Origin of the sequence: Candidatus Methylacidithermus pantelleriae (assembly GCF_905250085.1) — a bacterium.
Classification (GTDB): domain Bacteria; phylum Verrucomicrobiota; class Verrucomicrobiia; order Methylacidiphilales; family Methylacidiphilaceae; genus Methylacidithermus; species Methylacidithermus pantelleriae.
This window is the reverse complement of the sequence record NZ_CAJNOB010000071.1, coordinates 21,078-44,294: the sequence shown is the minus strand read 5'-3', so window position 1 is coordinate 44,294 and position 23,217 is coordinate 21,078. Positions and strand designations below refer to the sequence as shown.

Here is a 23,217-nt window from a genome sequence, read left to right as displayed (position 1 = left end):
AGGGCGCCGTTAATAGGCACTGTTGGTCCAAACTAATGACTCGTCTTTGAGACACTCATACTTTCAATGTCTAGGCACGAGCAAAGACGGAACCATTCTGGCTTTTTGCAAAGCACTAGAGACTGGAGCGCCAAGCCTCGAATCGGATTTTCGCACTTTTGCGGGCCCCCGGGTTTGCGATTGCGGCTTGATTCAAGTCTTAGGATCTACGTTCCGAAATGGTTGTAGCGAGCAGCAGTCTGGACTGCCAGACTAAGCTTGCCCGATTCGAAGTCAAGACCTCCAGGAACTCGCACTGGCCCCGGGACTTTTTGCAAACCCACTAGAACCTTTTCTGCTTGGCCATAAGACCAACAGAATGGCTCTTTTGCTTAGCCTTGACACCCCCGAAAGGCCGCGGGAGAGGCTTGGTTTTAGCTCTTCGGTCTATCCCGAGAAAAACGAGGGGACCAGTCCTGGCAAGAGAACTAGCTAGTGGCTCGGCTGAAGGCGACTTTCCTCGAAGTACTCCGTTTTGCTATCGACCAACCCGTACACGGACCCAAACATTTGCCACGCGTGTTCTCCGGCTCGGCTCGCAGGGCTCGATCGTCCACGAGTCTTCGGCCTCTAGGAAACCTATCTGGAGAGCCAGGGAATATCGGCTATCCTCATTGGGGTCGAAGGAACTCTACCAATGTCCTACCGGCAGTAGGCCCTTCCGGAAAGCCAGGCGCTTCATCCAAATCCTGATTGGCCTCTGCCCAAGTCGCGTCACCCACGGGATAAAGGGATCCCCAACCCCACTAGGTTAGCTTTCCTAGCATGTAGTTTTTGGTAGCAGCAACTTTAGGCAACTTCTAACCTTAATTGAACCCATGCTCCTAAACCGCAAGCCTGATAGCAAAGCCCGCGACGAATCGCTTCCAACGTTACGACCAGTCGAAGAGTGCTTTCCGTAAGACCGGTCATGCAAAGGAAAAGAATTAGAAACAAGAGCCATCTGGTTTCGCTCGTATAAGCGAAAACGATGCGCTTGGAGGGGGTTATAGCCGCGACACAGGTTACGAGGAAAACTGAATGTTCTGCCCTTAAAGGGCAGAAAACCCGAGTTTCCTCTTTTCCCCGGTTCGGGCCCCGAGTAGAATAATAGTAAAAATCGACTTGTGGGGGTTTAGCTCAGCTGGTAGAGCGTCTCGTTCGCAATGAGAAGGTCGGGGGTTCGAATCCCCCAACCTCCATAACGGTCACTCCGTCTCCGGCTGTTGCGCAATTGCACCCAAAAGGACCTTCACGCAAGGAAGACCGCGGCTGGAAAAAAGGACAAAAAGCCTTTTTTGGGCAGTTTTTCAATGCCTTCGGGCCGAGGAAACCCGATTGATTCTTAAGCGTTCATGGAAACAAGGATTGGGGAGATCTGCGGTCTTGGAGAAAAGTCAAGTCTGGATCCGCGCGCAAGAAGACCAATCACGAGCATCTAGAATCCAGTGCCCTTGAACGGAAGCAGCCCGCCTTGGCCCGAAAAGCGTGCCCCAGGGGCTTTCACCAAGCACCGTCGTAGCCTAGCACGAAGATCGGAACTTTTGTATTGAACGAAACCTGCATCCTTTGACTAGGCTTCCTCCCCAAGCGGCTAACGTTTTCCCAATTCTCCTAAAGAAAAGGCTCCGGTTGGTTCCCCTATTGACAGAACACGTCTGAGGCAGCCAAGTAACACCTGTCGTGCTTGGGCTCTCGTCCTGTTCCGATTATGAGGGAAAGGAATCCCTCGTCGCTCTTCAGGAAGGCCGCCAATACTATCAATGGTTGCTTGAGGAATTTCGCGGCTATCTGGGAAAAGTCGTCGCAGAAGTTGGAGCAGGAGTAGGGACCTTCTCCCGCGCGCTTCTCCAGGAAAAAATTGAAACTCTTTGGGCCCTTGAACCGGCGCGCAACCTGCTACCCTCTCTCCAGGAGAACCTTGCTGCGTTTCCTCAAGCCAAGATCCTTCCGTTGACCTTGGAACAAGCTCTTCCAAACCTCGCAGAACAGTGCCACACAGTCTTGTACGTCAACGTGCTTGAGCACATCGCCGATCATGAAAAGGAATTATTGCTTGCCCGCCAAGCTCTGCGACCCCAAGGATTTTTGTGCCTTTTCGTTCCAGCCTTACCCATGCTCTATAGCCGATTTGACCGAAAAATTGGCCACGTTCGTCGATATCGTAAGAGGGAACTTTTTCAACTAGCCGAAAGCGTTGGCTTGGTCCCAACGAAAGCGAAATACGTCGATTGGATTGGAGCCGTCTTATGGTACGGCGGAATGGTGCTCGCGGGAGCCGAGCCAACGGTAACGATGGTTCGCCTATACGACCGCTGGATAGTTCCTTTGACCAAAAATCTCGAAAAAATGTTCTCTCCGCCGTTTGGAAAGAATCTTCTCTTCGTAGCCCAAAAGCCATAGCCTCCTTTTTCCCTGCCCATAGCCTGTGTGATCAAATGTCTTCGTGCGCGTCTTTGCAATTCCGTCAAGCCATCCTCCTTGGTGGTAGCGTGCGACACCCCACCGCGTTACCGGTGCTCCTAGCGAGGTATCTTCCTCGTATTTCGGTTGTTGTGAAATCCATTGCAGCAGGGTATGGTTGGTCTCAAGGGTCTCGTAGTCCAGCCAACACCCAAACACGGGTGCCGCTGAAAGCGGCCCCTTTCGCCTATGAGGCAAAGCCTTTTACAATGAAAGTTGGCTTACTTTTTTCGCCGCGTCCCTGTGAAGCTGCGGCCTTCTAGTCCTTCTTGGCTTGCTGGCCGACGGCCTTTGCTATGGCAAGAATGTGCTCGGAATGTACCGGTAGGCGGTAAGAGCGGACCTTATTCTTCCTCAGTGGAAAGACAGCGGGCGTTTCAGTGGCCCGGTGGGCACTGGGCGCAAGGCAAAAGCTGATGGCGGGACCGGAATCGGAAGTCTCAACGTCTCCGATGGGAATGCCTTTGGCATTGTGACCGGCACAACGGCTGAATTTTACAGGGTTTAACTTAGACGGCCCATTCTTGATGCACCGAGCATCGTGGCATTGAGGGCCGCGAAAACGAGAGCTCAGGCGCAGTACGCGATGATGTTTTATCAGGAACAACAGTCGATCCTCCGGGTCGTCCAGGCGTACCTGAGCGTCCTTCAGCCCGAGGCTAATGGGCGCGCGGCTGCCGAATAACGTCGGTTGTTCGAGAGGGTCTGGCAGCAAGGCGAATGCATTTCTTGCAGTCGGGCGGGAAGATGTAATTGCCACTTCCGAAGCGACGACTTGACTCGATGCGGCGTAATCAGCTTTGCCGACTCCGACCAACGCAGTCCGGATGCTTTAAAGGTCCTTGGAACCGCTTACGCATCGTCCGGTCAATAGGTTCATTGATTTGGGCTGATCAACCCGCTTGGGCTACAACCGGACCAGATATCGATGCTTGGAGGGAAGCCGCCATCCAAAACAGTGGCCCGTGCACTGGGTGGCCGGATTTGTCGATGGCGGTCAGCTTGAATGGGGTGTCCCTCGGCGTGCAGAGCCAAGCTGGCCTTCTAACCGTTTCGGTGCCTTTGTTTGACAGATAGATCGAAGCACAAGTGAAACGAGCAAAAGCCTAGGCGCAAGCACGCCAACGCGATCTCGATAACACCTTGATCAGAGTAAGCTCGACACGGAGGAAGCCTTGTTAAACCTAGCTTCCCCGGGTTTTTTAGCTTTTTAGCAGCAAATCAAGGACTTATGGAAAAGTTTGTAGAGTCAATGTTTTGAGACATTGTAAATGATTGTTCTTTTACCTTAAGCTCGTCGCTGAAAATCGGTGCATAGGCTATTTCTCTCTCGGCTTTTCTTCTGTACGGCACGGAAACGTACCGGCAGGAGTCTTGCGAGATCGTGCCCACAGTGTCCGCTACCTTCAGGTTCAGGCAGCAAACGACCCTTAGTCTCCCAGCGCCGAAGCGTCGCCGCCATCGATACACCTAGCGCACACGCCGCTTTCGCCTATGCTCGCTAAGCGATTCGTTTTACGGGGAAGGAAGCAATTTGGCTAAAAGCTCCATCGAACTGTTCAAGCGCCCACGGCAATTCTAGCCGCCACAAAGCACGTCGAGGTCAAATCTTTCCCGTTACGTAGCGTCTCGTCCTCATGCCCAAGAACGTGCTTTAAGCAATGGTTGCAACGCAACGCATTGATCCCAGTTGGTCCCCATGGGTGCCATACTCCCTCAAGTTCGCAACAAACGGAGCCATCTGGGAGGACGCATGGTCGCGCTAGGGTTCCGCAGGTTTACTTTGCCAGCCGACATATTTTCCAGCCCGATTGATCGATGGACTATCCTCCTGGAAGCCACCCCTCGTTTCCAGTGGCCCGTTCCACTTCCTCCAAGGTTCGGATAAGGTTTCCCTCAACCGTCTCGATGAGAATGAGCTCCGATCGATACCTTGTTGCCCACTTCCAATCGATTCCCTTGGACAAATGCACATACACTGCATCCCGAAAGCTTTCGGCTAAAAGAGGGAGTAGAGCTACACCAAACGAATCACGCCACATGAGAAGGTGTGGAAAGCTCGCTTCAGGGACGGAAGAAAAAATGAGAGACTCATCCAGCAACGCAAGATTCTTCTGACGAAACAATTCTTTGTCCCCCGCACTCCAGGTTGCTACCAGTCGGCTCTGTCCATCTTTTTCTACGTGGTACACTTTCCAGGAGGCCTGCAGCCTCGCTTTCGGTCGTAAATAGGGCGCTTTGCCCGTAGGCCAATCGTCCCCCACTCCCAAAAGAACCGTGAGGTCACGCCCCAACTCGACGGGAGAATCTTCTTGAATCGCAAGGTCTTCCAACGCCAAGCCCTTGATGAGAGGAAAATCGCACCGCAAAACATGAATGATCTCCCGATAACCAAACCAAGCCCCCAAGGGCGTCCAGTGACTGTCCGCAGGAAAATAAAGAAGTTTGTGCCCCTTTTTCTGCCGTAAAACACCTCGCAGATCGAGCAGGCGCAATGAGGGATACTGGCGTGCCTCCGCTAAGACCTGATCCAAACGCGACTCTCCTTTGGGCGTGCCGATCCATTCCGGCAAATTTTCTGGGTAGATCGAGTGCTTGTCGGGAGCGATCACCAAGTATAACCGGCTTCCGAGGCTCTCTAAATGGCTCTGAGCTACTTCCAAAGCACCTAGCATTTGCCTGAGCCTCACTTTCTCCAAATGGATCCGACCTTGCATATCTTCGATCGATCCACGCCCCGCATAATACAGCCACCCATTTTTGCCAACAATCACCCGGTTGCTTAGCAACTCAGGAAAAACCTGTCTTGTTACCCATAAGTGCAGTCGCACCAGGAAACTCCGGCCACCCACATGATCGCTGTAAAATCGTTCTAGACGCACAATCGCTTCCCTCGGATTACGCAGCATTTCTTGCCAACCCGGGGCCACCTCGAGCCGTCGATTTTCCTGGATTCCGACCTCCCAGCTCTTTGGCACGACCAGCACCCACACGCTCGGGGCTCCCACGAACACAAAAAAAATCCCTACTAAACACATGTTCTCCAGTTTTAGACTCAATTCCCGCATCCGGCCTCTCTAGAAACGAAAGTAAATGAACGGACTAAAGGTTCCCCCAACAATCTCCACTGCGCTTCCGAATAAAAGCGCTCCAACTCCGCAGGCCCGAAGCATTCTAAACCCCAATTCCCCCCATGTACCCCACCGCACGCTCATCTCCTCGAAGACTCTCCGCCCTTGCGTTGTCAAAACTGGCCCACACCCAACCAGAGCTATTGCGATCAAAACCCATGTCCATGGGGAAACCGAATGAACGAAAAACACAAGATTCTCTTCCCTCCGGCCAAGCCCGAAAAGTACCTTCAAAAAGTCAACACAGCCTCCCACGTCGTCCGAACGAAAATAGACCCATCCGACTCCTACCACCACCCCCACATATGCTCGTCTGAGCCACAAAGGCCAAGCTTCCACAAACCGGAGCATCCCCACTCGTTCCATAACCAAAAAGGAACCATGCCAGACACCCCATAACACAAAAGTCCAGTTCGCTCCATGCCACAAGCCACACAAAAGAAAAACGATCCACAAGTTCACATACGTTCGCACGCTTCCTCTCCGATTCCCTCCGAGAGGAATGTACACATAATCCCTAAACCAAGCGGAGAGGGACATATGCCACTTCCTCCAAAACTCGGTTATAGAACCAGAAGCATACGGGTAGGCAAAGTTCTCTGGGAGGGTGAAACCAAAGAGCCGACCGAGCCCGACAGCCATATCACTGTATCCACTAAAATCGAAGTAAATTTCCAACGAGTAACAAAGCAAACCAAACCAGGCGAAGGACGGGGTCAACTCGCTATGCGGTGTCTGAAACACCCGCTCCGCATACCACCCGAGCTTATCAGCCAGAAGAACCTTTTTTGCCAGGCCCACGGCAAACCTTGCCACGCCGTATCCTAGATCTCCCCAATCAGTCCGGCGTTCGCTCAGCTGACCTTCAATCCATCGGTATCTCACAATAGGACCAGCTACAAGCTGAGGAAAAAGAAACATGTAGAGTCCAAAGCACGCGAAATTTTTTTGGGGAATCGTTTCGCCACGGAATACATCCATAAGGTAAGAAATCGCATGAAACGAAAAGAACGAAATTCCCAGCAAAAGGGGCAAAGAAACCTCCGCGAACTGGACCCATCCCAACCGCTGTGCTACGGAGTTCCAGTTGGTAATCAGAAAATGCAAATATTTCAAACTTACGAGCAGGCCGATATTCCAGGCAATGCCAGCCCACAAAATGACCTTTCTTTGGCAGTTGTTGCCTTCTCGCGATAGCGCAAGTCCTAGCGCATAATTGACACCGGTAGAAACAACAAGCACCCACCACCGGCTGGGTTCGCCCCAAAAGTAAAAAACGAAACTAGCAAAAAGAAGCCACCCATTTCGGAAAACTGCCGGCAGGAGGAAATATCCAGCCAGTACGACGGGCAAAAACAAAGTGAGGAAAATGGGCGAGGTGAAAAGCACTTTCCTACGTTGTTTTTGGAGAGAGCTCTTTTCTCATGGGCGCGCGGTAACAAACGATGTAGCAGGGTAGGCTCGATTTCCCTGTATCGCTTTCTTGAAAGACAGCTAAACGCTACCGCCCTCTTTTAAAAGGGTTTTTTTCCTATCGGTAACAAACCATCGTCCGGCCGCTTCTCTGCCCTTCTCGCTAAAAAAGACACTCCGATTTCCCAAAAATGAGGACCATTCTTTTCCCAGAAGCTTTTTCCGCTCAAAGGCTAGGGGTCGGAACACAGAAAGTACCCGCCAGCGATGTTTGCTTGGGTGACGCGCTCCCCTTTTTGGCCCCTATCGAAAGCTTTTCTTGCAAGCACAATACTCGGCTAGCTCGTCTCCTTACCATTTAGAAGACTCCCCGATGCGGACCGGAGGGTGACCTCCTCCAAGAAGTCCACGTACGAATTGACGCGCAACGCAGGCTCTGGCAAAACGCGAAAGATCACCACATCAATCAACCGATGCAAAAATTCCTCCTCACAGGCGTGCCGAGCAACAACACCCGCATTAAGGAAATAGGTGCCCGGCAAAAGATGACACCGGAACCGAAATCGAACCTCCAACACCTCGCCTGCGGGTACGTATGGCAGCGGGTCCTCTTCACAATGACTCACCATGCCGCCTAACGCCACGCCATCAACGGTTTTTAAAAGACTCCCGAAGCGAACTCTCCACGCTTCTCTTTCAAAGCAAACTTTATAGATATAGGCATACTCCTTGCCGCGTCGCAAGTGATTCACTCTCCGTCCTGTTAGAGTTTCCAAGTGAGGATCGATAATACGCACTTCCTGAGCAGGATACTCCACCACAGACTGGCTCACAAAATTCGGATCAAAAAAACCTTCTTCTATGGACTCCGTGGTGCCCAAGGAAACTCCTGTGACGGAAAGAGCCCGTCGAGTCGCGGGCTCAGGCGGTGATGAAGATTCCAGTCGCTCGAATTCTTCCCGGAGCCTTCCGCGGTCAGTCTCCTTGCCATAGAGCAGCTTATGATAAATGGCTACAACATTTTTTGGCGATCCCTCCACTAGTTTCTCTCCCTGATCTAAAAGAACAGCCCGGGAACATAGAGAAACTACCTTTGCGGTATCGTGGGTCACAAATAGGATGGTCGTTCCTTTCTCTTTCAACTCCTCCAACCGTGCGAAGCATTTCCGCTGGAAAGCCTCATCCCCAACGGCTAGGGCCTCGTCAACAATGAGAATCTCCGGGTTCATGGCGACCTGAACCGCGAAAGCCAGTCTGACAACCATTCCACTGGAGTAGGTCTTAAGAGGCTGGTCAATGAAGCCGCCAATATCGGCAAAAGACAGAATCTCCTCCATCTTTCCTTGAACCTCCTTATGGGAAAGTCCGAGGACGGCAGCGTTCATAAAAACATTTTCTCGACCGGTGTATTCGGGATTAAATCCCGATCCAAGCTCGAGAAGCGCTGCAACCTTGCCATACGTTTTCACATATCCAGAGGTTGGCTGCAGCGTCCCTGCAATAATTTGCAAAAGAGTCGATTTTCCCGAGCCATTTCGCCCCACAATCCCCACCACTTCCCCTCGCCAAACTTCCAGAGATACCTCGCGAAGCGCATAAAACTCTTGCATGAGCGAGTCACAAGTCTGCGCTAAAAGACCCGCAAGCCGCGCGGTGGACGAAAACATGGACGTAAAAGCTGCTGCCCGCCGCACGATGCTATACTTCAGGCGATCGCTTGGTCGGTTCCAAAGCCGGTAGATCTTGGAAACCTTTTGAACCGCAAGAACTAACAATGAATCGGGATCCCTCAACGCAAACCCTTCCTTCCCAGAGATCGTTTTCCCCACGCCATAGGGTGGGTTGTTTTACTCTTTGTCCAGCCCACCAGCTCCTGGCTGTGTCCAGGAGGCTGACAAACGTCCCCGGCCAGAAGGCCTTTTCTGGCCCGCTGTTTTTTCTCCATCCAGGGAACGAACTCCTTGACTTGTCCCTTGCCCCTTCTCTTGAGGGCCCTCGCAAAGGGTACGTTGCCAGCTGCTCCTCCACCTCCGACGCGCAAACGCTGCCAAGGCCCTTCATGTTCACTGAAGAGGTCATCCCCGAACACCCCTTCCGGCCGCAGCTTGCCCTTGCTCCCTACAACATCCCAGCTAGAGGACATCAGCAAAGGCGTGCCGGCTACGAAGGAAAAACGCAAGCCCGATGAACGCCCCCACCCCGCCGACGATCCAAACGTAAAGACAACGCTCTTCATTTAAGGGAAACCCGAAAACAATGGCCCGCCGAGTTTCGTTAATGATCTGGGCAATCGGATTGAACCGGATCAAAAGTTCGACCCATGCCAATTTCCTTGGAATGAGGTCTGGCGAGTAAAAAATGGCGCTCCCGTACATCAGTACCTGGATTCCGGTTTCCAGGACGGCTGTTACATCCCGAACAAAGACCCCGAGGGCCGACAAAGTCCAAGCAATTCCTAGACCCAAGAGGCCCAGGGGAATGAAAAGGAAAAGCGCGATCGGTGTAGTCGGAGGAAGAGCCCCATGAAAGACCCAACATCCGAGGAGAAGAATGGAAAAATTGAGCAAAAGGTGGACAAAAGCGCCAAGAACCATCGCAAGTCCTAGTACTTCCAAGGGGAAGACGACTTTGGTCACGTAGTTAGCGTTCGACACAAGGAGAGTCGGGCTACGCGAAATAACCTCCGCGACGAAATTAAAGATGCTCAGGCCGCAAAATAGCCCCAGAGCGTAGTCGGTCCGGGTCTCCCCGATCCCACGGTTGAATTTTCCTTCAAAAATCAAGCCAAACACGAGAAGAAAAACTCCCAGAAGAAGGAGCGGGTTAACCAAGGACCAGAGAACACCCAGGTGAGTTCCCTTATACCTGCCGGCAATTTCTCGCCAAGCCAGCTGGGCAATCAGGTAACGATACCGGTAGAAATAAGCCAGAGCGTTCCAGGGCAAAAGAAATCGCCACCAAAAAGTGTCGCCTTGACCCGTAGGGGACACCAGAGCAAGCGCTCGGCGGCCTAGTTGCACAGGACTCATCAGCCTTTTTTTCTCGCCTCAGACGGCTGTTCGGTTCAAGAAAAAATCTTCCGGTCATCTTTCAATTTCGCGGAACCCCGGAGCCGGAAAACCTCGTTTCCTCCCCTTCCGGCTCAGCAAGGATGGAAACCCTACACCCGAAGTTGTCTCAAAAAACTTTTCCCAAAGCCACGTTCCAGCCAATGGGAAAGGCGCCGAGAAGAGGCCTTTTGGCCTTTATCTCACAGGCTAACCGTTCTCCCGGTGCTTAACCGAGATCTCCCTTCCGGCTGGGAGAAGTCCCAGACCGCAACTGGTCCATAATAGCAACCGAAGCAGTAGTGCCCAAGCGGTCTGCTCCCGCTTCCAGGAGAGCGATCGCCTGTTCCAAAGTGCGAATCCCACCCGACGCCTTGATCCTGAGGGAATCTCCCACAATTTGTTTGATGCGACGAACAAGCGTCGTTGTCGCTCCTGGAAACCCAAAACCCGTAGAGGTTTTCACAAACGCCGCACCTGCCCGCATCACACAGCGGCAAGTCTCATCGAGTTCGGCGTCGCTGAGGCAGGCCGCCTCGATGATGGCCTTGACCAAGCGGCCGCCAGCCGCGTTGACGACGCCCTCTAGGTCCTCGGTGAGCTCTCTCCAGTTGCCCATCTTGGCCGCAGCAAGGTCAATGACACAATCCACTTCGTCGACCCCCAGGGCTACAAGCTCTAGTGTTTCGTATTTTTTGACCGAGGGCAATGTATGGCCCAGTGGAAACGCTACGACGGAGGCGATTTTGGTTGTGCTTCCTTTAAGCAAGGATTTTGCGAGGCTCACCCATCGAGGCGCCACACAAACGCAACCAAAGCCATGCTGGAGAGCCTCATCGCATAGCCGCGCAATCTCAGCCTGCCCCGCCGTCGGGCTTAGGAGTGTGTGGTCAATGCGGGCTGCCAGTATCTGGGGATTCATCCTCCAAGCTTTCCGGATATTGCGGTCGCTTCTCGACTTCGTCCAGATAGCGAAAGAAGGCTTCCGGCGTTTCAAAAAGATGTCCTTTTTCCACGTAGCTATCCGTGGTAAAGGGAGAAAAACCTCCTGGAAAGATCATGTAGCGGGCTTTCATGTAATCCCTGGCATGTCCAAGCTCATCCATCATACCCGCCGAGAGCGGCGGTCGTTCCGGATAGGGATGAATCGCCACCACCGCATCGACTTTCCCCACGTACCAGTGAAGATCCCGATGGACGGTGTACGCGTAGACCACCTCGCGCTCCAGCTCTGACTCAAACTCTTTTTCAATCTCTGCCGTTTGTGGATCAATGACCACGGCATACCTTCGAAGCTTCCGAATTACTCCGTTGACAACCTGTCGCATCTCCGGAGTTGCGTGGGTCATGGAGTAGCTTGCATAGACTACCCAAGGGTTTGGGTAAGCCACCAGCTTGTAAAGACAGTCAGGTGGCTCCGATACAGAAAGAACAACATGTCGAACCCCCATGTACTTTGCCCAGTCCTCAGAAAGCGATACTTCCTCATTCATCCACGAAAGGATTTCATAGACCGTGTGGCGGCGCTCCTTGAGGGCGCGAAGGAAGGGGTCGCTCGTATCCAAAGACTCCAAGACCCTTTTGATATTGGACTCCGCCTCAATCAAGGTGACAATCACATCAGGAGCGATAAAATCCCGGATCACACGCTGGTCTTTAAACTTCCGATTGATGCGATTCCATTCCACCGTAGCCGGGGCACGAACGATAACATCCTTGGCACCGGATTTCTGGATCTCGTAGCCAATCTTTTCGTACTCCCGCTCGCGAGTAAGCTCAAACACGTAATCCGTAGTGCCCAAAAGTCTTTCCAAAGGTTTTTTGCCCCCTTTGGTAAACTCGTGTACCGCATTGTACAATCGGATCTCTCTCCCGTAGCGTCTCCCCATTTCCACGACGCGTTGGAGGTAAGCCCGGTCATTCATTCCCGCGATCATCCCGGTGACCAGAACCTTCATAGACCCTGCGCAAAGAAACCCGCGATTTCCATCACGACTGGAATTAGGTGTGCACGGAGCACACCCTGTGGTATACAATGTGGTGCATGATCGACATTGTCAGCAACCAGAATCGCGTCAACCCAGCCTATGGTAGCTAGATCCCTTCATGCTAGAGACATCCAGGGAGACGCTCAGGACATCGTTTCGAGTGTCCTCACTGTGATCTCCGGGCACACAGCGACCTGAACGCAAGTCGGAATTTGCCAGGATTGGCGAGGCGGCGTCTTCGCCAAGAGCAGCGGTAAACACGCCGGATGTTGGACGCATAGGGAAGGGTCAGCCATTTCTTGCGCTCTACAAGAAAGCCTGCGACTTCAACCGCGGGTTCATTACAGGCAAGGGAGCGATCGAGTCGCTTGCACCATCCCTCCTACCACATGCAAGAGCATCTTTAAGCAGGAGATACGCAGCTTTGACCTAAGCTTCCCTTCGTGCACCGTATTCCCTTGCCGCCGGAACGACAGGACAATCGATTGCCCCACGCAGCCACTTTTCTCCTTGGTAGGCAACCAATCTTTTGCTTTTCCGGTTTTGACAGTGCCCGTCCTTTCCCAGCCACCGCAAGTTCAGGGAAAAGCTCGTTGTGTCCCGCCCTTTAGACCGCGGACCCAAAAACGCCGCCTTGGACAAACATGCGGAAAACGCTCCCTGGAAAAGAGAAAACTGTTTCCGCGATCGATCCGCTCCCGGGTGGACTTACCGATTGTAGGCGCGGGCGTCTTCCCACCTCCTCAGGGACCGCCCCTGCCAATGCGAGGTCTTGCATCTGGTCTGCCGGCGTTTTTTGCGTTTCCCCCTCTACTCCCGGCGATGGGACCGCAAAGGCCCATGGATTTCGCTCGGGGTTTTCGTCCCGCTCTACGACGAGCCCCAGGGCAGGACAAATACTGCCCTGCGGTACTGCGTGGACCAGACCAGACAATGGAGGCGGTGATCTCGTGGGGGCCACTGAGCCTCGATTTCCGGGTCTTGATCGTCCTACCCCATCCGAGAGGTTCTCTAGCTTCCGTCAAGAGAAGGAGGGGAATGCCACCCCCGGACGCTGTGATTTGGCTCACAGTTCCACAAGTCTCTCCCGCTTAAGGAGATAAAGCTCTCTTGCGCGCCGGGCTAAAAAGTGGATTTCTAGCTTTACCCAAGAAAACATCATCCCAATGCACCGCTACTTTTGTCCCCAGCCCGAGTCGGGTCTTCTTTCTCCAGGAGAGTCACACCACTGCCAGAGAGTTCACCGGCAGGTCCCTGGAGACCTCATCCGGGTCTTTGATGGACAGGGAAGAGAATGGACGGCACGTCTTTTAGGGACCGAAGGAAAGTCTGTCCGCTTCGAGCTTTTGGAACTCCATACCAGTCCACCACCCTTCCCCTTGGTTGGGCTTGGGCTTGCCCTCATCAAGGCAAGGGCGTTGGAATGGGCTCTGGAAAAGTCGGTCGAACTGGGAGTAAGGGAGATTCATCTTGTCCGAACGGTTCACAGCGTCGTCCATTGGAGAGACCCTGAGGTCTCTCAAAAACTGGCCCGATGGCAAACTGTTGTGATTGAGGCTGCCAAACAGTGTGGACAAACGTGGCTGCCGGAGCTTTTCGCCCCAGCCTCCATAGAAGGTTTTCTCTCTAGAGTGCCACCAAACGCTTCCAAGTTCCTGGCCAGTCTTCGATCCGACGCAATCCCGTGGAAGGAAGCCTGGGCGAAGGTTTGCCATGCATCACCCATCTTTCTCATGATTGGACCGGAAGGCGATTTTACGCCCGAGGAGGAAGAACAAGCTCGGGCAAAAGGGTTTGTTCCCGTCTCTTTGGGACCCCTTACCTTGCGAAGCGAAACGGCCGCCTTGTGTCTCCTTTCGGCCCTGCGTCTTTTTGCCTAAAAACGGTCGCCAAAAAGGGACAACTTCGATAAAGGGATTAACTTTCCCGGGATGTCGGTGGACCTTTAACCTGAAAAGGAAGCTCTTTTGATTCTATGAGCGATATCGTACTTGTCACCGGAGGAGGAGGGTTTATCGGATCCAATCTTCTCTTGGCCCTGCAGAGTCTTTACCCAGCGGAACAATTGATCACGATTGATAATTTTCAAAGCTCTGACTTTCGAAATCTCGAAGGGTACCGGGGAGATTTGATCCTAGCGGACCTTCACGAAGACCAGTGGCGTCGATGGATTCCCGCAAAAAAGGTGAAGCTTGTCTTCCATCTGGCATCTCTTACCGATACTACAGTGCTAGATCCTAAAGCGCATCTCCTTTGCAATGTGGAAGGGTGGAGAAGACTTCTGGATCACTTTGCCCAAGTTTCTACACGGATTATCTACGCTTCCTCGGCGAGCGTGTACGGGATCCGTCCCGGGGTCCAGAAAGTTGGCGATCCCTTGCGACCCGCCAACGCGTACGCGTTTTCCAAAGTTCTCATGGAAAATCTAGCCAACTCCTTCTGCAGCCAGAATCCCGACCGCGTTCTGGTTGGTCTGCGTTATTTCAACGTATATGGTCCCCGAGAGGCGCATAAAAGGAAATCGGCCAGTATGGCTTGGCAGCTGGCCCAGCAAATCCGCAACCAAAAACGAGTGCGGATTTTTGTCGACGGGCACCAGAGGAGGGATTTCGTGTACATCCACGACGCAGTGCAAGCAACGGTTGCCGCTGCACATGCTCCGCTGTCGCCGGGACACTGGCGGTTCAATGTGGGATCCGGAAGATCCCACTCCTTTCTGGAACTGGTCACTTTTCTCGCCCACACCTTGGGAGAAAGAGCGGAAGTTGAATTTTTTGAGTGCCCGTATCCTTTTTATCAAACCCATACCGAGGCGGATCTTTTCGAAACGAGGCGATTCCTTGGGTTTGAACCAGCCTTTTCCTTGGAAAAAGGCTTGGCTGACTATCACCAGAGTGGCTGGCTTGTATAAAGCCTGGAGATCCTATTGCATCTTGGGAAGCTTTGGATTCAATTTTGGGCATGGAGGGTACACCGCCCCCGCTAAACCCTGAAGAATTCCAGCGTCGATTCCAAGAGTTCCTTCGCGGGCCTTTTCTTTTCCCATGGGCACGCGGTGCAGAATCCGCACGACAGCAGGAACCCAGTAAGGCTAAGGAAAAAGTTTTGCAATTCTCCCTTACCCCTAAGCAAGTCAAGGCTTACCTTGACCGCTTCGTCATCAAGCAAGAGGAAGCAAAGAAGGTTCTATCGGTAGCCGTCTGTGACCACTATAACTTCATCCGGTCAGCGGTAGAGGGTCGACCCCAGCCCAATTATGTCAAGCAAAACGTTCTTTTGATCGGGCCGACCGGGGTTGGCAAAACCTATCTTGTCCGGTGTATTGCGCAGTTAATCGGGGTTCCCATGGTGCACGCAGACGCGACCAAATTCTCAGAAACCGGGTATGTTGGAGCGGACGTGGAGGACCTTGTGCGGCAGCTGGTGCAGGAAGCCAACGGAGATGTGGAGTTGGCACAATATGGCATCATCTACCTGGATGAGGTGGACAAGCTGGCTACCCCATTGGGCGTTCTGGGAAGGGACGTAAGCGGCCGAGGGGTCCAAGCGAATCTTCTCAAGTTGATGGAAGAAACGGAGGTGCCTCTGCGGGCTGCCTACGATGTTCAAGGCCAAATCCAAGCCCTTTTGGAGTTGCAGCAAGGGAAACCTCTCCAGAAAACCATCAACACGCGCTATATCCTTTTTGTTGTAAGCGGGGCGTTTGAGAAACTCACCGAAATTGTGGCACGGCGGCTGTCCAAGGCTCAAGTCGGCTTTCAGCCCCGTACCCCAACGCAAACTCCGAGGTGGGAAGACCTCTGGGAAGAAGCAACAACGGAAGACTTTATTGAATACGGGTTGGAACCCGAGTTTGTGGGACGTTTGCCGGTCCGGGTAGCGTGCTCTCCCTTGGATGAGGAAGATCTTTTCCGAATCCTTCGGGATTCCGAAGGGTCTATCCTGAAGCAGTACGAGGCATCACTTCGAGCTTACGGCATCGAGACAGAGTTTACGGAAGCCGCTTTGCGAGCCATTGCCAGGAAGGCCTCGGGAGAAAAAACCGGAGCGCGTGGGCTCATGACCATTCTTGAAAGGATCTTGCGTCCTCTCAAGTTCGAATTACCCGGAGCTGGCCAAGGAAGACTTCTCATCGATCAGGATTTCGTCGAGGACCCCCGCGGGGGTCTCCCACGCATTCTGGACCGTTGGCAACAAGAACAGGCTCGGAACCGGGCACAAGAGCTGGAAGAATTTGCAGCATCCTTTGCCCAACAACACGGTCTTTCGCTGGAGTTTAGTCCGCAGGCAGTCGATCGTCTCCTTGCGGAAGCTTCTCTAGAAGCTGGAGCGGTGCGTCGGCTCTGTGAGGAAAAATTCCGTGATTTCGAATACGGTCTAAAACTCATCCAGAAAAGCACAGGCAGAACCCGTTTCACGATTAGCGAAGAGGCCGTGCTGGATCCCCAGGGGGTTCTTAACCGGTGGGTAGCCGACGCCTGCGGTGGAACTACCCCAGATGAGAGCTCTGCCTGAAAAGGAGGGGAACGATTCTCTTCCCGCTACACCTTCCCCAAGCCCCGGATGGCCAATCCCTCCCTTAATTGATACACGGAGAGGCAGGCGGGCCCTGCCTGCTGTTACTTTCTTGCAGGACTTTCGCTACTAGCGAACCTGAGCTGGCTCGGGCCCAAGAAAAACGATCGAGGCGCTAAACGAGTGCAGGTAGCTAAAGAGCCCAACCGGACCCAGTTCTCCATTGGCAAAGAAGCCAACGATAGGAATGTCTGGAAAAAACCGGCTGACCATCCCTACATCGTGGTCGGGAATCCCAAAAAGCCGCCGGCCACGACCGTTGCAAGCGAAAAGAAACGCCCCGACCGGTGGCCGCATCTCCAGATCCCGATAGGCTTTAGTGAGCAAGCGCCCTAAGGCATGGGAAGCGGCCCTGGCTTCACAAAGCTGGTATTGGAGGGTCTGACCCGGCTGAGCCATCATGCCAATCGCCACCGCCCCGGAAACCGGGTCGGCTCCCAAAACATTCCGGACGACAAACCCTTCGCCCCGGGTCCCGGACAAAGCCTCAGGAAGTGCCATCCCGATGAGAATCCTACCTCGCGCTTTTTCTTTTTCCTCCTCAGTAAGAGATTCAAACGCACGATGGAGAACCTGGTATGCCGAGTCAGGTCCAAGTGTATAGAGAATATTCCGGTCGGCTCGAGTAACGGGATAAGCCTCCCCAATCGGTCGGCATCCTTGAGATACGACACAATGGAAATAGAGCGGCCCCTCAAACGCTAAGCCGATCCCTCCGGGCACGGTCTGCCGATCCCAAAAGACCCAAGCTTCGTTCTCTTGCGCCTTTCCTCCCGCAGCCCCCCCACCAACCGGAAAGCCGGGCAAAGCTTCATTCCAAAGCACCAGCCAGTTTTCGATCGGAAACTCAAAGGGATCATAAAACACAAGAGCTCCCCGCAACCGGTCCAAATCCACCCCTCTTTGTGAAAGGGTTGCGGCAGGGTCCGCGAGACCTTCTCCCCTTGGCTCCAGGAGAGGAAAAGGGGTCAGGCGACAACCGGGCAGCGAAAAAAAAGCAAGAGAAAACCCAGGACGATCCTCCCACTCTTTTGCTTCTCCAATGACGCTAGAACCCGTACACCCTACCAAAACCGAGGCCTGACCGTGGATGGTAACAAGCTCCAAAAGATCCGGAAGAAAGGAACGATATTCGGGTGAAGCAAAAAGGAGCGCAAGATCCGGTGGTTGCCCTAATTGCTCCCGAAGGGAACACGCAACCTTGCGCACTTCTCCCTCCTCAAAGACGCCGGTCTTTAGGCAACCGACTCCACGCATGCTCGCTTCTGGCCGGGTAGTCATGGCTTTTGTGTTCGATAACTTAGCACAACGCCCCAGGAGTGCACACTTGCACCTTGAGTAAAAACCCGTGACGGAAGTGGCAGGCTTTCTCGTAAGCCCAGACAATGTCCATACCCGGCATGAAACCAGTTACAGGAACGCTTGGCCAAACCTCGATTTTACCAGTCCGAAAACGGTTTCAAGTGGCATTCCCGTCGCTCTTCCCCCTGGGACCACAGGCTTCATACACCAAACGGTTTGATTCTTTGACCCGCAGAGCCCCACGTCGAGCACGTTTGGCTCGTGCAAGCTGGGTTAATGGTCCGAACGGAAATACCAACTGCTTTTGTCTCGGGCTAGACAAACGGCCAAGGCCGTCCCCTGCCGAAGAGCACAGGCGGCAACCATGGCCTTGCTCGTTTGATGGTGGGGGTGGCTCACACGCCGGGCCTCCTTGCCTAAGAACTGCCCGAGCTTCCGTACCGCGTTCTGGTTCTCGTTGGACTGGAGACATTTGTGCACGGACAGGAGCGATCAACCCCAATCGCCCCGATGCTCGCTGCCGAAGACCTTGGCCGCACTCACCGCAGCGAATCTGTTTCGCCCATGCACACCCAGTACGGGGCCGAGAGCAGCGGGTCGCTTCTCGCCGGATTCGACGACGAGCTTCACATACGAGCGCCCCTTCCGAAAGGCAACTTTACTTTCTTTGAGCCGACCGCAGCTTAGGCATCGAACCGAAAAAAACCTTTTCTGGTGTCAGCGTCAAAACGCGTCTCCCATGGAAAAATGGGGAGCTTACTCATAAGTGGCTGCGACTGTCTTCTTCGGCACGCTTTCGAGAAGACCCCTTCGCTTAAGGCTTCGCACACAAAAAACATGCGACCTCCTATAGGTCGCGCACCATATCGTCCGTCCTCTCATTCGGATCCACCACCACGATGGATCGATTCTGCGTAGACAATCCCGCTTCCCGGTACGCGAAGCCGAAACGCAACAGCCGGTGGCACTACTCAACTAGGCTAAGGCCGACCTTGGGATTACAGAGCTGCCCAACGAGCCCCCTGCGACAGCCGTTCATCCTGGAGCCAACCTCCTTGCCGGTTTTGACGATCTCGAACGGCGTGCTTGAGAGTAAACTCGGACAACCCAAGCCAATTGTCTCTTCTTAATCCGCTTTTCGATCTGCCCTTGCACACCCGCGCCTAGAGGGCCACGCCATCCAGTGGTGCCGCCTCCGCACGATTACCGTCCCGGTCGGAACTCTCCTGAGGGAACAGCCAAACGCCCCTCCTTCCCCATCCGCCAAGCCCTCTTGTAGCCAATACCCTGCCGCTTGGCCTATGCACTCAAACCTGCGTGCGGATATACTCTCGTACGCAGCCTTATGTGTCTCTATCTTTTTTAGCTCTTGGTAACCGTTGGGTAGAAACCATTCCGAATGGAGACAACATCCACTATGCGTGAAAGGAGATACACCCCATGGCGGGCTTCGCCTGACCGCAGTCCTTTCCCGCGACTGGCATCGCGGGTTTCCTTGCGGAGATTCTATGAAGAGCCGCGCCTAAAATCGTCCGACCAAAGCTGGGTTGCTAGCCGGAAACTTTCCGGCATAAGGCGATACCCTACATGTCCTTGGGGAAAGCAATAAAAGTGAGACCCTTCCCATCGACGATGCAACTCCCACAGAAGCTCCGGAGGGACAATCCGGTCATACTCCCCTGCTACCAAAAGAATAAACCCCCGCTTTGCCTTGGGCGAGTTGTAACTGGGGCAGGCCAGCCGGAGGTGTCTTTCGGTTAACTCCTGAGTGACCCCGACCCGTCGCAGCTCCCTGCGTAATCCGGCTCCTGCGGGAGATTCCCACATGGCTTTATCGATGCGGAGGATAGGCTCGACTAAGATGACCCGCTCCAGCAAAGGTTCCACACAAGCGGTCTGGCCGACGATCCATCCCCCATAACTTGTGCCCCAGCCGCCGATCCTTGCACTTCCCTGAGACACAAGCCACCGCACTACCACTCGCATGTCGACCACCGCTTGTCGAACTCCCTCAGCGGTTCGTATAAGATCGGCTCCTACGGCTAGCTCCCCCGTAAGGTACCCTTTGGGCCTTCGCTCGTAATGATACGGTAAATGCATGAAAATCGCGTTCCACCCCCAACGGTTGAGTCTTTCCGCCCAGATCCGATACCCAATGTCGCTTACTGACATAAGCCCATGAGCCAAAATCATCGTTGGGGCATGCCAACCGAAGGGGCACGGGTAGAAATCGAAGACCGCCACGTTGTTCCGAGCAAAGGGGCTCTCAATGAGGCTTCGAAAGCGAATCTTCCGCTCCCCTCTTTCGACCTGTCTCTGGATAACCTGTAAAAGGTTAGAAGCCTGTTTTTCGGGGATCCCGTAATACTCCAGGGGGTCCTTGTCCTCCCAGGTGGCTATGTATCGATCCAATTGGAACGGGTAATCCTTGGAGAGAGGGTGGCGCGCCTGGAGCCATGCAATAAACCCAAAGCTCACCCCGTCTACGATGCCCGACCAAGCTCGATGGAAGACTCTTTTTCCCCAACGCCCGTTCCTTCCCGTCGTTGCCCCGAAAACTTGTGGATCCTGCATGGCACACTCTCCGACCACATTAGGAGAGTTCCTGCAACAATCTCTTTTGGATAAGGGCCAGAAGGGCTCGCGACACAACCTCCTCCGAAGAGCCCACCCCGGAAACCCGAACCCGCTGAGAAGGCTCTAACTCTTCCGGAGATTCATACAAAGAATCCAAAACCGCAAGATCCTGCGGCTGAGCGTCGGAGGCGCCGCTTTGAGTCACCGACCGCACGGTAACGCGTTCCACCCGTAACGGATCAGGAGTATCCACTTCAATAAATACGCAGGCTTTACCCAAGCTTTTCAGGCGGTTCCGCAATGCCTCGCGGCGCGATCGCTTCCCAAAGGTACCGTCAAGCACCACGCTTTGCCCCTTGCGTAAAAAGCTCTCCGCTCTCTCATACAGCACCTGGTACACCTGCTCAACCGCCTCCTCACGATAGAACTCTTGTCTTTGGGCTTCGCCCGGGCGATAGGTTGGAGGCAAGCCCAAAAGTTCCTTGCGAAGGCAATCTGTCGAGAGATAGGGCAAGCTCGTCTCACGGGCCAGCGCCTCCGCAAGCGTGCTTTTTCCCGTACCAACTTTTCCCATGACAACCACAGCCGTGGTTGTCAGACCACAAAGAGCATACTGAAGCGCCAGCGCAAAATACCTGCGCCCAATCTCAACGGCTTCCGTCCGTTCCTTCTCCGGAACCCTCGTGTCGTTGGCTTTAAAGCACGCCACCTTACCTCGTATGTACGCACGCTGAGCACAGTAAAAGTCCAAAACACCGCGGCAACCCGGATCCGCCAGCTCCTCTATCATTCGTCCTAGGAAGATCTCCGCTAAGCTCGGGTAGCCCAGAAAGTGGAGATCCATCGCCAAAAACGCAAAATCGTAGGCCACATCAATACACCGGAATTCGTCATTAAACTCAATGCAGTCGTAAATACACAGTCCTTTGGGTGCCAAGTGAATATGCTCGCTATGAAGGTCCCCGTGACAGTCCCGCACCCATCCGTCCCTCTTCCGCTGGTCAAGCTGGGATCCTTTAAGAGCATAAAAAAGTTCTGTGAAATATTGCAGTGCCTCATAGGTGGCTCGCGAAAGCACGACCCCCACGCTAGAACGCGTTTGCCGGAAATTTTCCTCGGTAACCCTTCGAAAACTCTCCAGGGCCCCTACGGCATTGAGAATAGGGGATTCTGCGTGGTAGAAACGCGCAAGCGCCTGTGCGATGGTTTCGATCTCCCTCTCCCCCACCTCCCCCCGGGCTAGAAGCTGTCTAAGAAAATACCTCCGCCGAAGGCGCCGCATCTGGACAGCATATTCCGCCACTCTTTGCCCCGCCCCGAACCGGAGGTTTGACCCTTCTGCATAGATAGGGACAACCCCTAAATACACCGCCGGACAGAACCGGCGGTTGAGTTCTACCTCCCTTACCGAATAGTACCGGCGCTTTTCTAAGGTAGAAAAATCCACAAACCCGAAGTTGACCGGTTTTTTTACTTTAAACACATACGGAGGTGCAATGGCTACGTAGGAGATGTGGGTCTGTAAAAGCTCCACCCGCCGAGGCCGATGCGGATAGGATTGAGGCGAGGAAAGAAACGAAAGCAGAAGATGATCGGCTAAAACGCTTGGCTCCTCCATCTTAGGCAAAACGAAAACCTTGGGACACAGTTTTGCGATACGGCGGCGACTCCTTTGTCATAAGGAAAGGTTGGGGTCAATGTCGATCTGCTTGTCGGAATCGTCATCCAATCCAGCCCGGCTGCGCAAAAGCGCCACCCATCCGATCATAATAGCATTATCGGTGCACAGCGCAGGTGGCGCGACAGCCAGACGTAGCTGGTGGGCATGACAATACTCCGCAAACAGTTGCCGAAGCCTTTGATTGCATGCGACGCCCCCCGAAAGAGCCACAACGCTAACCCCATAGGCGATGGCCGTCTCGACCGTCTTTTTGGCCAACACCTCCATGACGGCCTCCTGGACCGAAGCACAAACGTCGGCTAAAAAGGATCCATCCCCAAGATGCCCCTCATGGTTTTGGATAAAGTAGCGAACAGCCGTCTTTAGCCCACTAAAGGAAAAGCGACGATCCCCTTTTTCTCGGCATGCCTGAGGGAAAACATACCGCTTGGGATTGCCTTGTTGCGCCATTCTTTCTATGGCAGGACCCCCTGGATAGCCCAAGCCCAAAAGCCGGGCGATCTTGTCAAGCGCTTCCCCGGCGGCATCATCAACGGTGCTTGCCACCCGTTGGTAATCTCCCAACTCCTTGGCCAGAACCAAGAGCGTATGGCCTCCGCTTACAATCAAGCCAAGAAAAGGAAACGGAATCTCGTCAAAATGACCCCAAAAAGGAGAGAGCAAATGCCCCTCCAAGTGGTTGATCCCCCAAAAAGGTCGCTGCAAGCCCAGAGCAAGAGAGCGGCCAAAGGCATACCCCACCAAAAGGGAACTGGCCAGGCCTGGACCTCGGGTTGCCGCAACCCCTTGAAGATCCCCCACCCTGAGGGAAGCTTCCGCCAGTACACGCTCAACGCCCAGCGGCAGGTTGCGCGCATGCTCTCGCACGGCGATCTCAGGAACGACTCCGCCATACGGCCGATGCGAGGCAGCCTGGGTTGCGAGAAACGACCCTCTGAGGTGAACCGACTTCCCCCGGTCCTCCAAAATCGCTACAGCCGTTTCGTCGCAGGACGTTTCAATGGCTACTATTCGCACACCAC

The 23,217-nt window shown here is 53.8% G+C and carries 15 protein-coding genes, 1 tRNA gene and 1 pseudogene; 6 read left to right on the top strand and 11 right to left on the bottom strand.

Annotation, left to right across the window (positions count from 1 at the left end; genetic code table 11):
• Nucleotides 1-828: 828 nt before the first annotated feature.
• Nucleotides 829-975 carry a hypothetical protein gene (locus KK925_RS10960; protein WP_174582650.1) on the bottom strand — a complete coding sequence of 49 codons (147 nt, stop codon included), beginning with the start codon at nt 973-975 and terminating at the stop codon, nt 829-831.
• A gap of 172 nt (nt 976-1,147) precedes the next feature.
• On the opposite strand from KK925_RS10960, the gene KK925_RS10955 reads away from it, so the two are divergent.
• Together KK925_RS10955 and KK925_RS10950 are read left to right on the top strand one after the other, a co-directional pair.
• Nucleotides 1,148-1,220, top strand: a tRNA-Ala gene (locus KK925_RS10955).
• 481 nt (nt 1,221-1,701) lie between these two features.
• Nucleotides 1,702-2,421: a class I SAM-dependent methyltransferase gene (locus tag KK925_RS10950; protein ID WP_174582649.1), complete on the top strand. Its 720-nt coding sequence runs from the start codon at nt 1,702-1,704 to the stop codon at nt 2,419-2,421.
• 1,883 nt (nt 2,422-4,304) lie between these two features.
• Here the strand turns inward: KK925_RS10950 and KK925_RS10945 are convergent.
• The 6 genes from KK925_RS10945 to KK925_RS10920 form a co-directional block, all read right to left on the bottom strand.
• Nucleotides 4,305-5,549 carry an alginate O-acetyltransferase AlgX-related protein gene (locus KK925_RS10945; RefSeq protein ID WP_174582647.1) on the bottom strand — a complete coding sequence of 415 codons (1,245 nt, stop codon included), beginning with the start codon at nt 5,547-5,549 and terminating at the stop codon, nt 4,305-4,307.
• Between the two features lie 9 nt (nt 5,550-5,558).
• Nucleotides 5,559-6,965: an MBOAT family O-acyltransferase gene (locus KK925_RS10940; protein WP_214096520.1), complete on the bottom strand. Its 1,407-nt coding sequence runs from the start codon at nt 6,963-6,965 to the stop codon at nt 5,559-5,561.
• Between the two features lie 398 nt (nt 6,966-7,363).
• Nucleotides 7,364-8,854: an ABC transporter ATP-binding protein gene (locus KK925_RS10935; protein WP_214096519.1), complete on the bottom strand. Its 1,491-nt coding sequence runs from the start codon at nt 8,852-8,854 to the stop codon at nt 7,364-7,366.
• A gap of 303 nt (nt 8,855-9,157) precedes the next feature.
• Complete coding sequence (locus tag KK925_RS10930; protein WP_174582645.1) at nt 9,158-10,054, bottom strand: ABC transporter permease; 897 nt, start codon at nt 10,052-10,054, stop codon at nt 9,158-9,160.
• 247 nt (nt 10,055-10,301) lie between these two features.
• Nucleotides 10,302-10,994: a deoxyribose-phosphate aldolase gene (deoC, locus tag KK925_RS10925; protein WP_174582644.1), complete on the bottom strand. Its 693-nt coding sequence runs from the start codon at nt 10,992-10,994 to the stop codon at nt 10,302-10,304.
• Nucleotides 10,963-12,030 (bottom strand): hypothetical protein, encoded by a 1,068-nt coding sequence (locus tag KK925_RS10920; RefSeq protein ID WP_174582643.1) that lies wholly within the window; start codon nt 12,028-12,030, stop codon nt 10,963-10,965. Before KK925_RS10920 ends, deoC begins: the two co-directional genes overlap by 32 nt.
• A 209-nt stretch (nt 12,031-12,239) precedes the next feature.
• Between KK925_RS10920 and KK925_RS11525 the strand changes: the two are divergent.
• The 4 genes and pseudogenes from KK925_RS11525 to KK925_RS10900 all read left to right on the top strand — a co-directional run.
• Nucleotides 12,240-12,317 (top strand): annotated as a pseudogene (locus KK925_RS11525) (hypothetical protein); the annotation flags it as partial.
• Between the two features lie 909 nt (nt 12,318-13,226).
• Nucleotides 13,227-13,940, top strand: a complete 714-nt coding sequence (locus KK925_RS10910) for an RsmE family RNA methyltransferase (RefSeq protein ID WP_174582642.1) — start codon at nt 13,227-13,229, stop codon at nt 13,938-13,940.
• Between the two features lie 95 nt (nt 13,941-14,035).
• On the top strand, nt 14,036-14,971 hold the full coding sequence (locus KK925_RS10905; protein WP_174582641.1) for an NAD-dependent epimerase/dehydratase family protein: 936 nt from the start codon (nt 14,036-14,038) through the stop codon (nt 14,969-14,971).
• A gap of 50 nt (nt 14,972-15,021) precedes the next feature.
• Nucleotides 15,022-16,575 (top strand): AAA family ATPase, encoded by a 1,554-nt coding sequence (locus KK925_RS10900; RefSeq protein WP_174582640.1) that lies wholly within the window; start codon nt 15,022-15,024, stop codon nt 16,573-16,575.
• A gap of 129 nt (nt 16,576-16,704) precedes the next feature.
• On the opposite strand, the gene KK925_RS10895 is transcribed toward KK925_RS10900, so the two are convergent.
• From KK925_RS10895 to tsaD, 4 genes are all read right to left on the bottom strand, one after another.
• Nucleotides 16,705-17,916 (bottom strand): FIST signal transduction protein, encoded by a 1,212-nt coding sequence (locus tag KK925_RS10895; protein WP_174582639.1) that lies wholly within the window; start codon nt 17,914-17,916, stop codon nt 16,705-16,707.
• A 1,527-nt stretch (nt 17,917-19,443) separates the two neighbouring features.
• Nucleotides 19,444-20,511, bottom strand: coding sequence for an alpha/beta hydrolase (locus KK925_RS10890; RefSeq protein ID WP_174582638.1), 1,068 nt, complete (start codon nt 20,509-20,511; stop codon nt 19,444-19,446).
• A gap of 19 nt (nt 20,512-20,530) precedes the next feature.
• Nucleotides 20,531-22,132: a bifunctional aminoglycoside phosphotransferase/ATP-binding protein gene (locus KK925_RS10885; protein ID WP_174582637.1), complete on the bottom strand. Its 1,602-nt coding sequence runs from the start codon at nt 22,130-22,132 to the stop codon at nt 20,531-20,533.
• Nucleotides 22,133-22,189: 57 nt separating this feature from the next.
• Nucleotides 22,190-23,212, bottom strand: a complete 1,023-nt coding sequence (gene tsaD / locus KK925_RS10880; protein WP_174582636.1) for a tRNA (adenosine(37)-N6)-threonylcarbamoyltransferase complex transferase subunit TsaD — start codon at nt 23,210-23,212, stop codon at nt 22,190-22,192.
• Nucleotides 23,213-23,217 lie beyond the last annotated feature (5 nt).

Coding starts and splice junctions, on each gene's coding strand:
- KK925_RS10945 (WP_174582647.1), bottom strand. CDS start 5,549: ATGCGGGAATTGAGTCTAAAACTGGAGAACATGTGTTTAGTAGGGATT.
- KK925_RS10930 (WP_174582645.1), bottom strand. CDS start 10,054: ATGAGTCCTGTGCAACTAGGCCGCCGAGCGCTTGCTCTGGTGTCCCCT.
- deoC (WP_174582644.1), bottom strand. CDS start 10,994: ATGAATCCCCAGATACTGGCAGCCCGCATTGACCACACACTCCTAAGC.
- KK925_RS10920 (WP_174582643.1), bottom strand. CDS start 12,030: ATGAAGGTTCTGGTCACCGGGATGATCGCGGGAATGAATGACCGGGCT.
- KK925_RS10910 (WP_174582642.1), top strand. CDS start 13,227: ATGCACCGCTACTTTTGTCCCCAGCCCGAGTCGGGTCTTCTTTCTCCA.
- KK925_RS10905 (WP_174582641.1), top strand. CDS start 14,036: ATGAGCGATATCGTACTTGTCACCGGAGGAGGAGGGTTTATCGGATCC.
- KK925_RS10900 (WP_174582640.1), top strand. CDS start 15,022: ATGGAGGGTACACCGCCCCCGCTAAACCCTGAAGAATTCCAGCGTCGA.
- KK925_RS10895 (WP_174582639.1), bottom strand. CDS start 17,916: ATGACTACCCGGCCAGAAGCGAGCATGCGTGGAGTCGGTTGCCTAAAG.
- KK925_RS10890 (WP_174582638.1), bottom strand. CDS start 20,511: ATGCAGGATCCACAAGTTTTCGGGGCAACGACGGGAAGGAACGGGCGT.
- KK925_RS10885 (WP_174582637.1), bottom strand. CDS start 22,132: ATGGAGGAGCCAAGCGTTTTAGCCGATCATCTTCTGCTTTCGTTTCTT.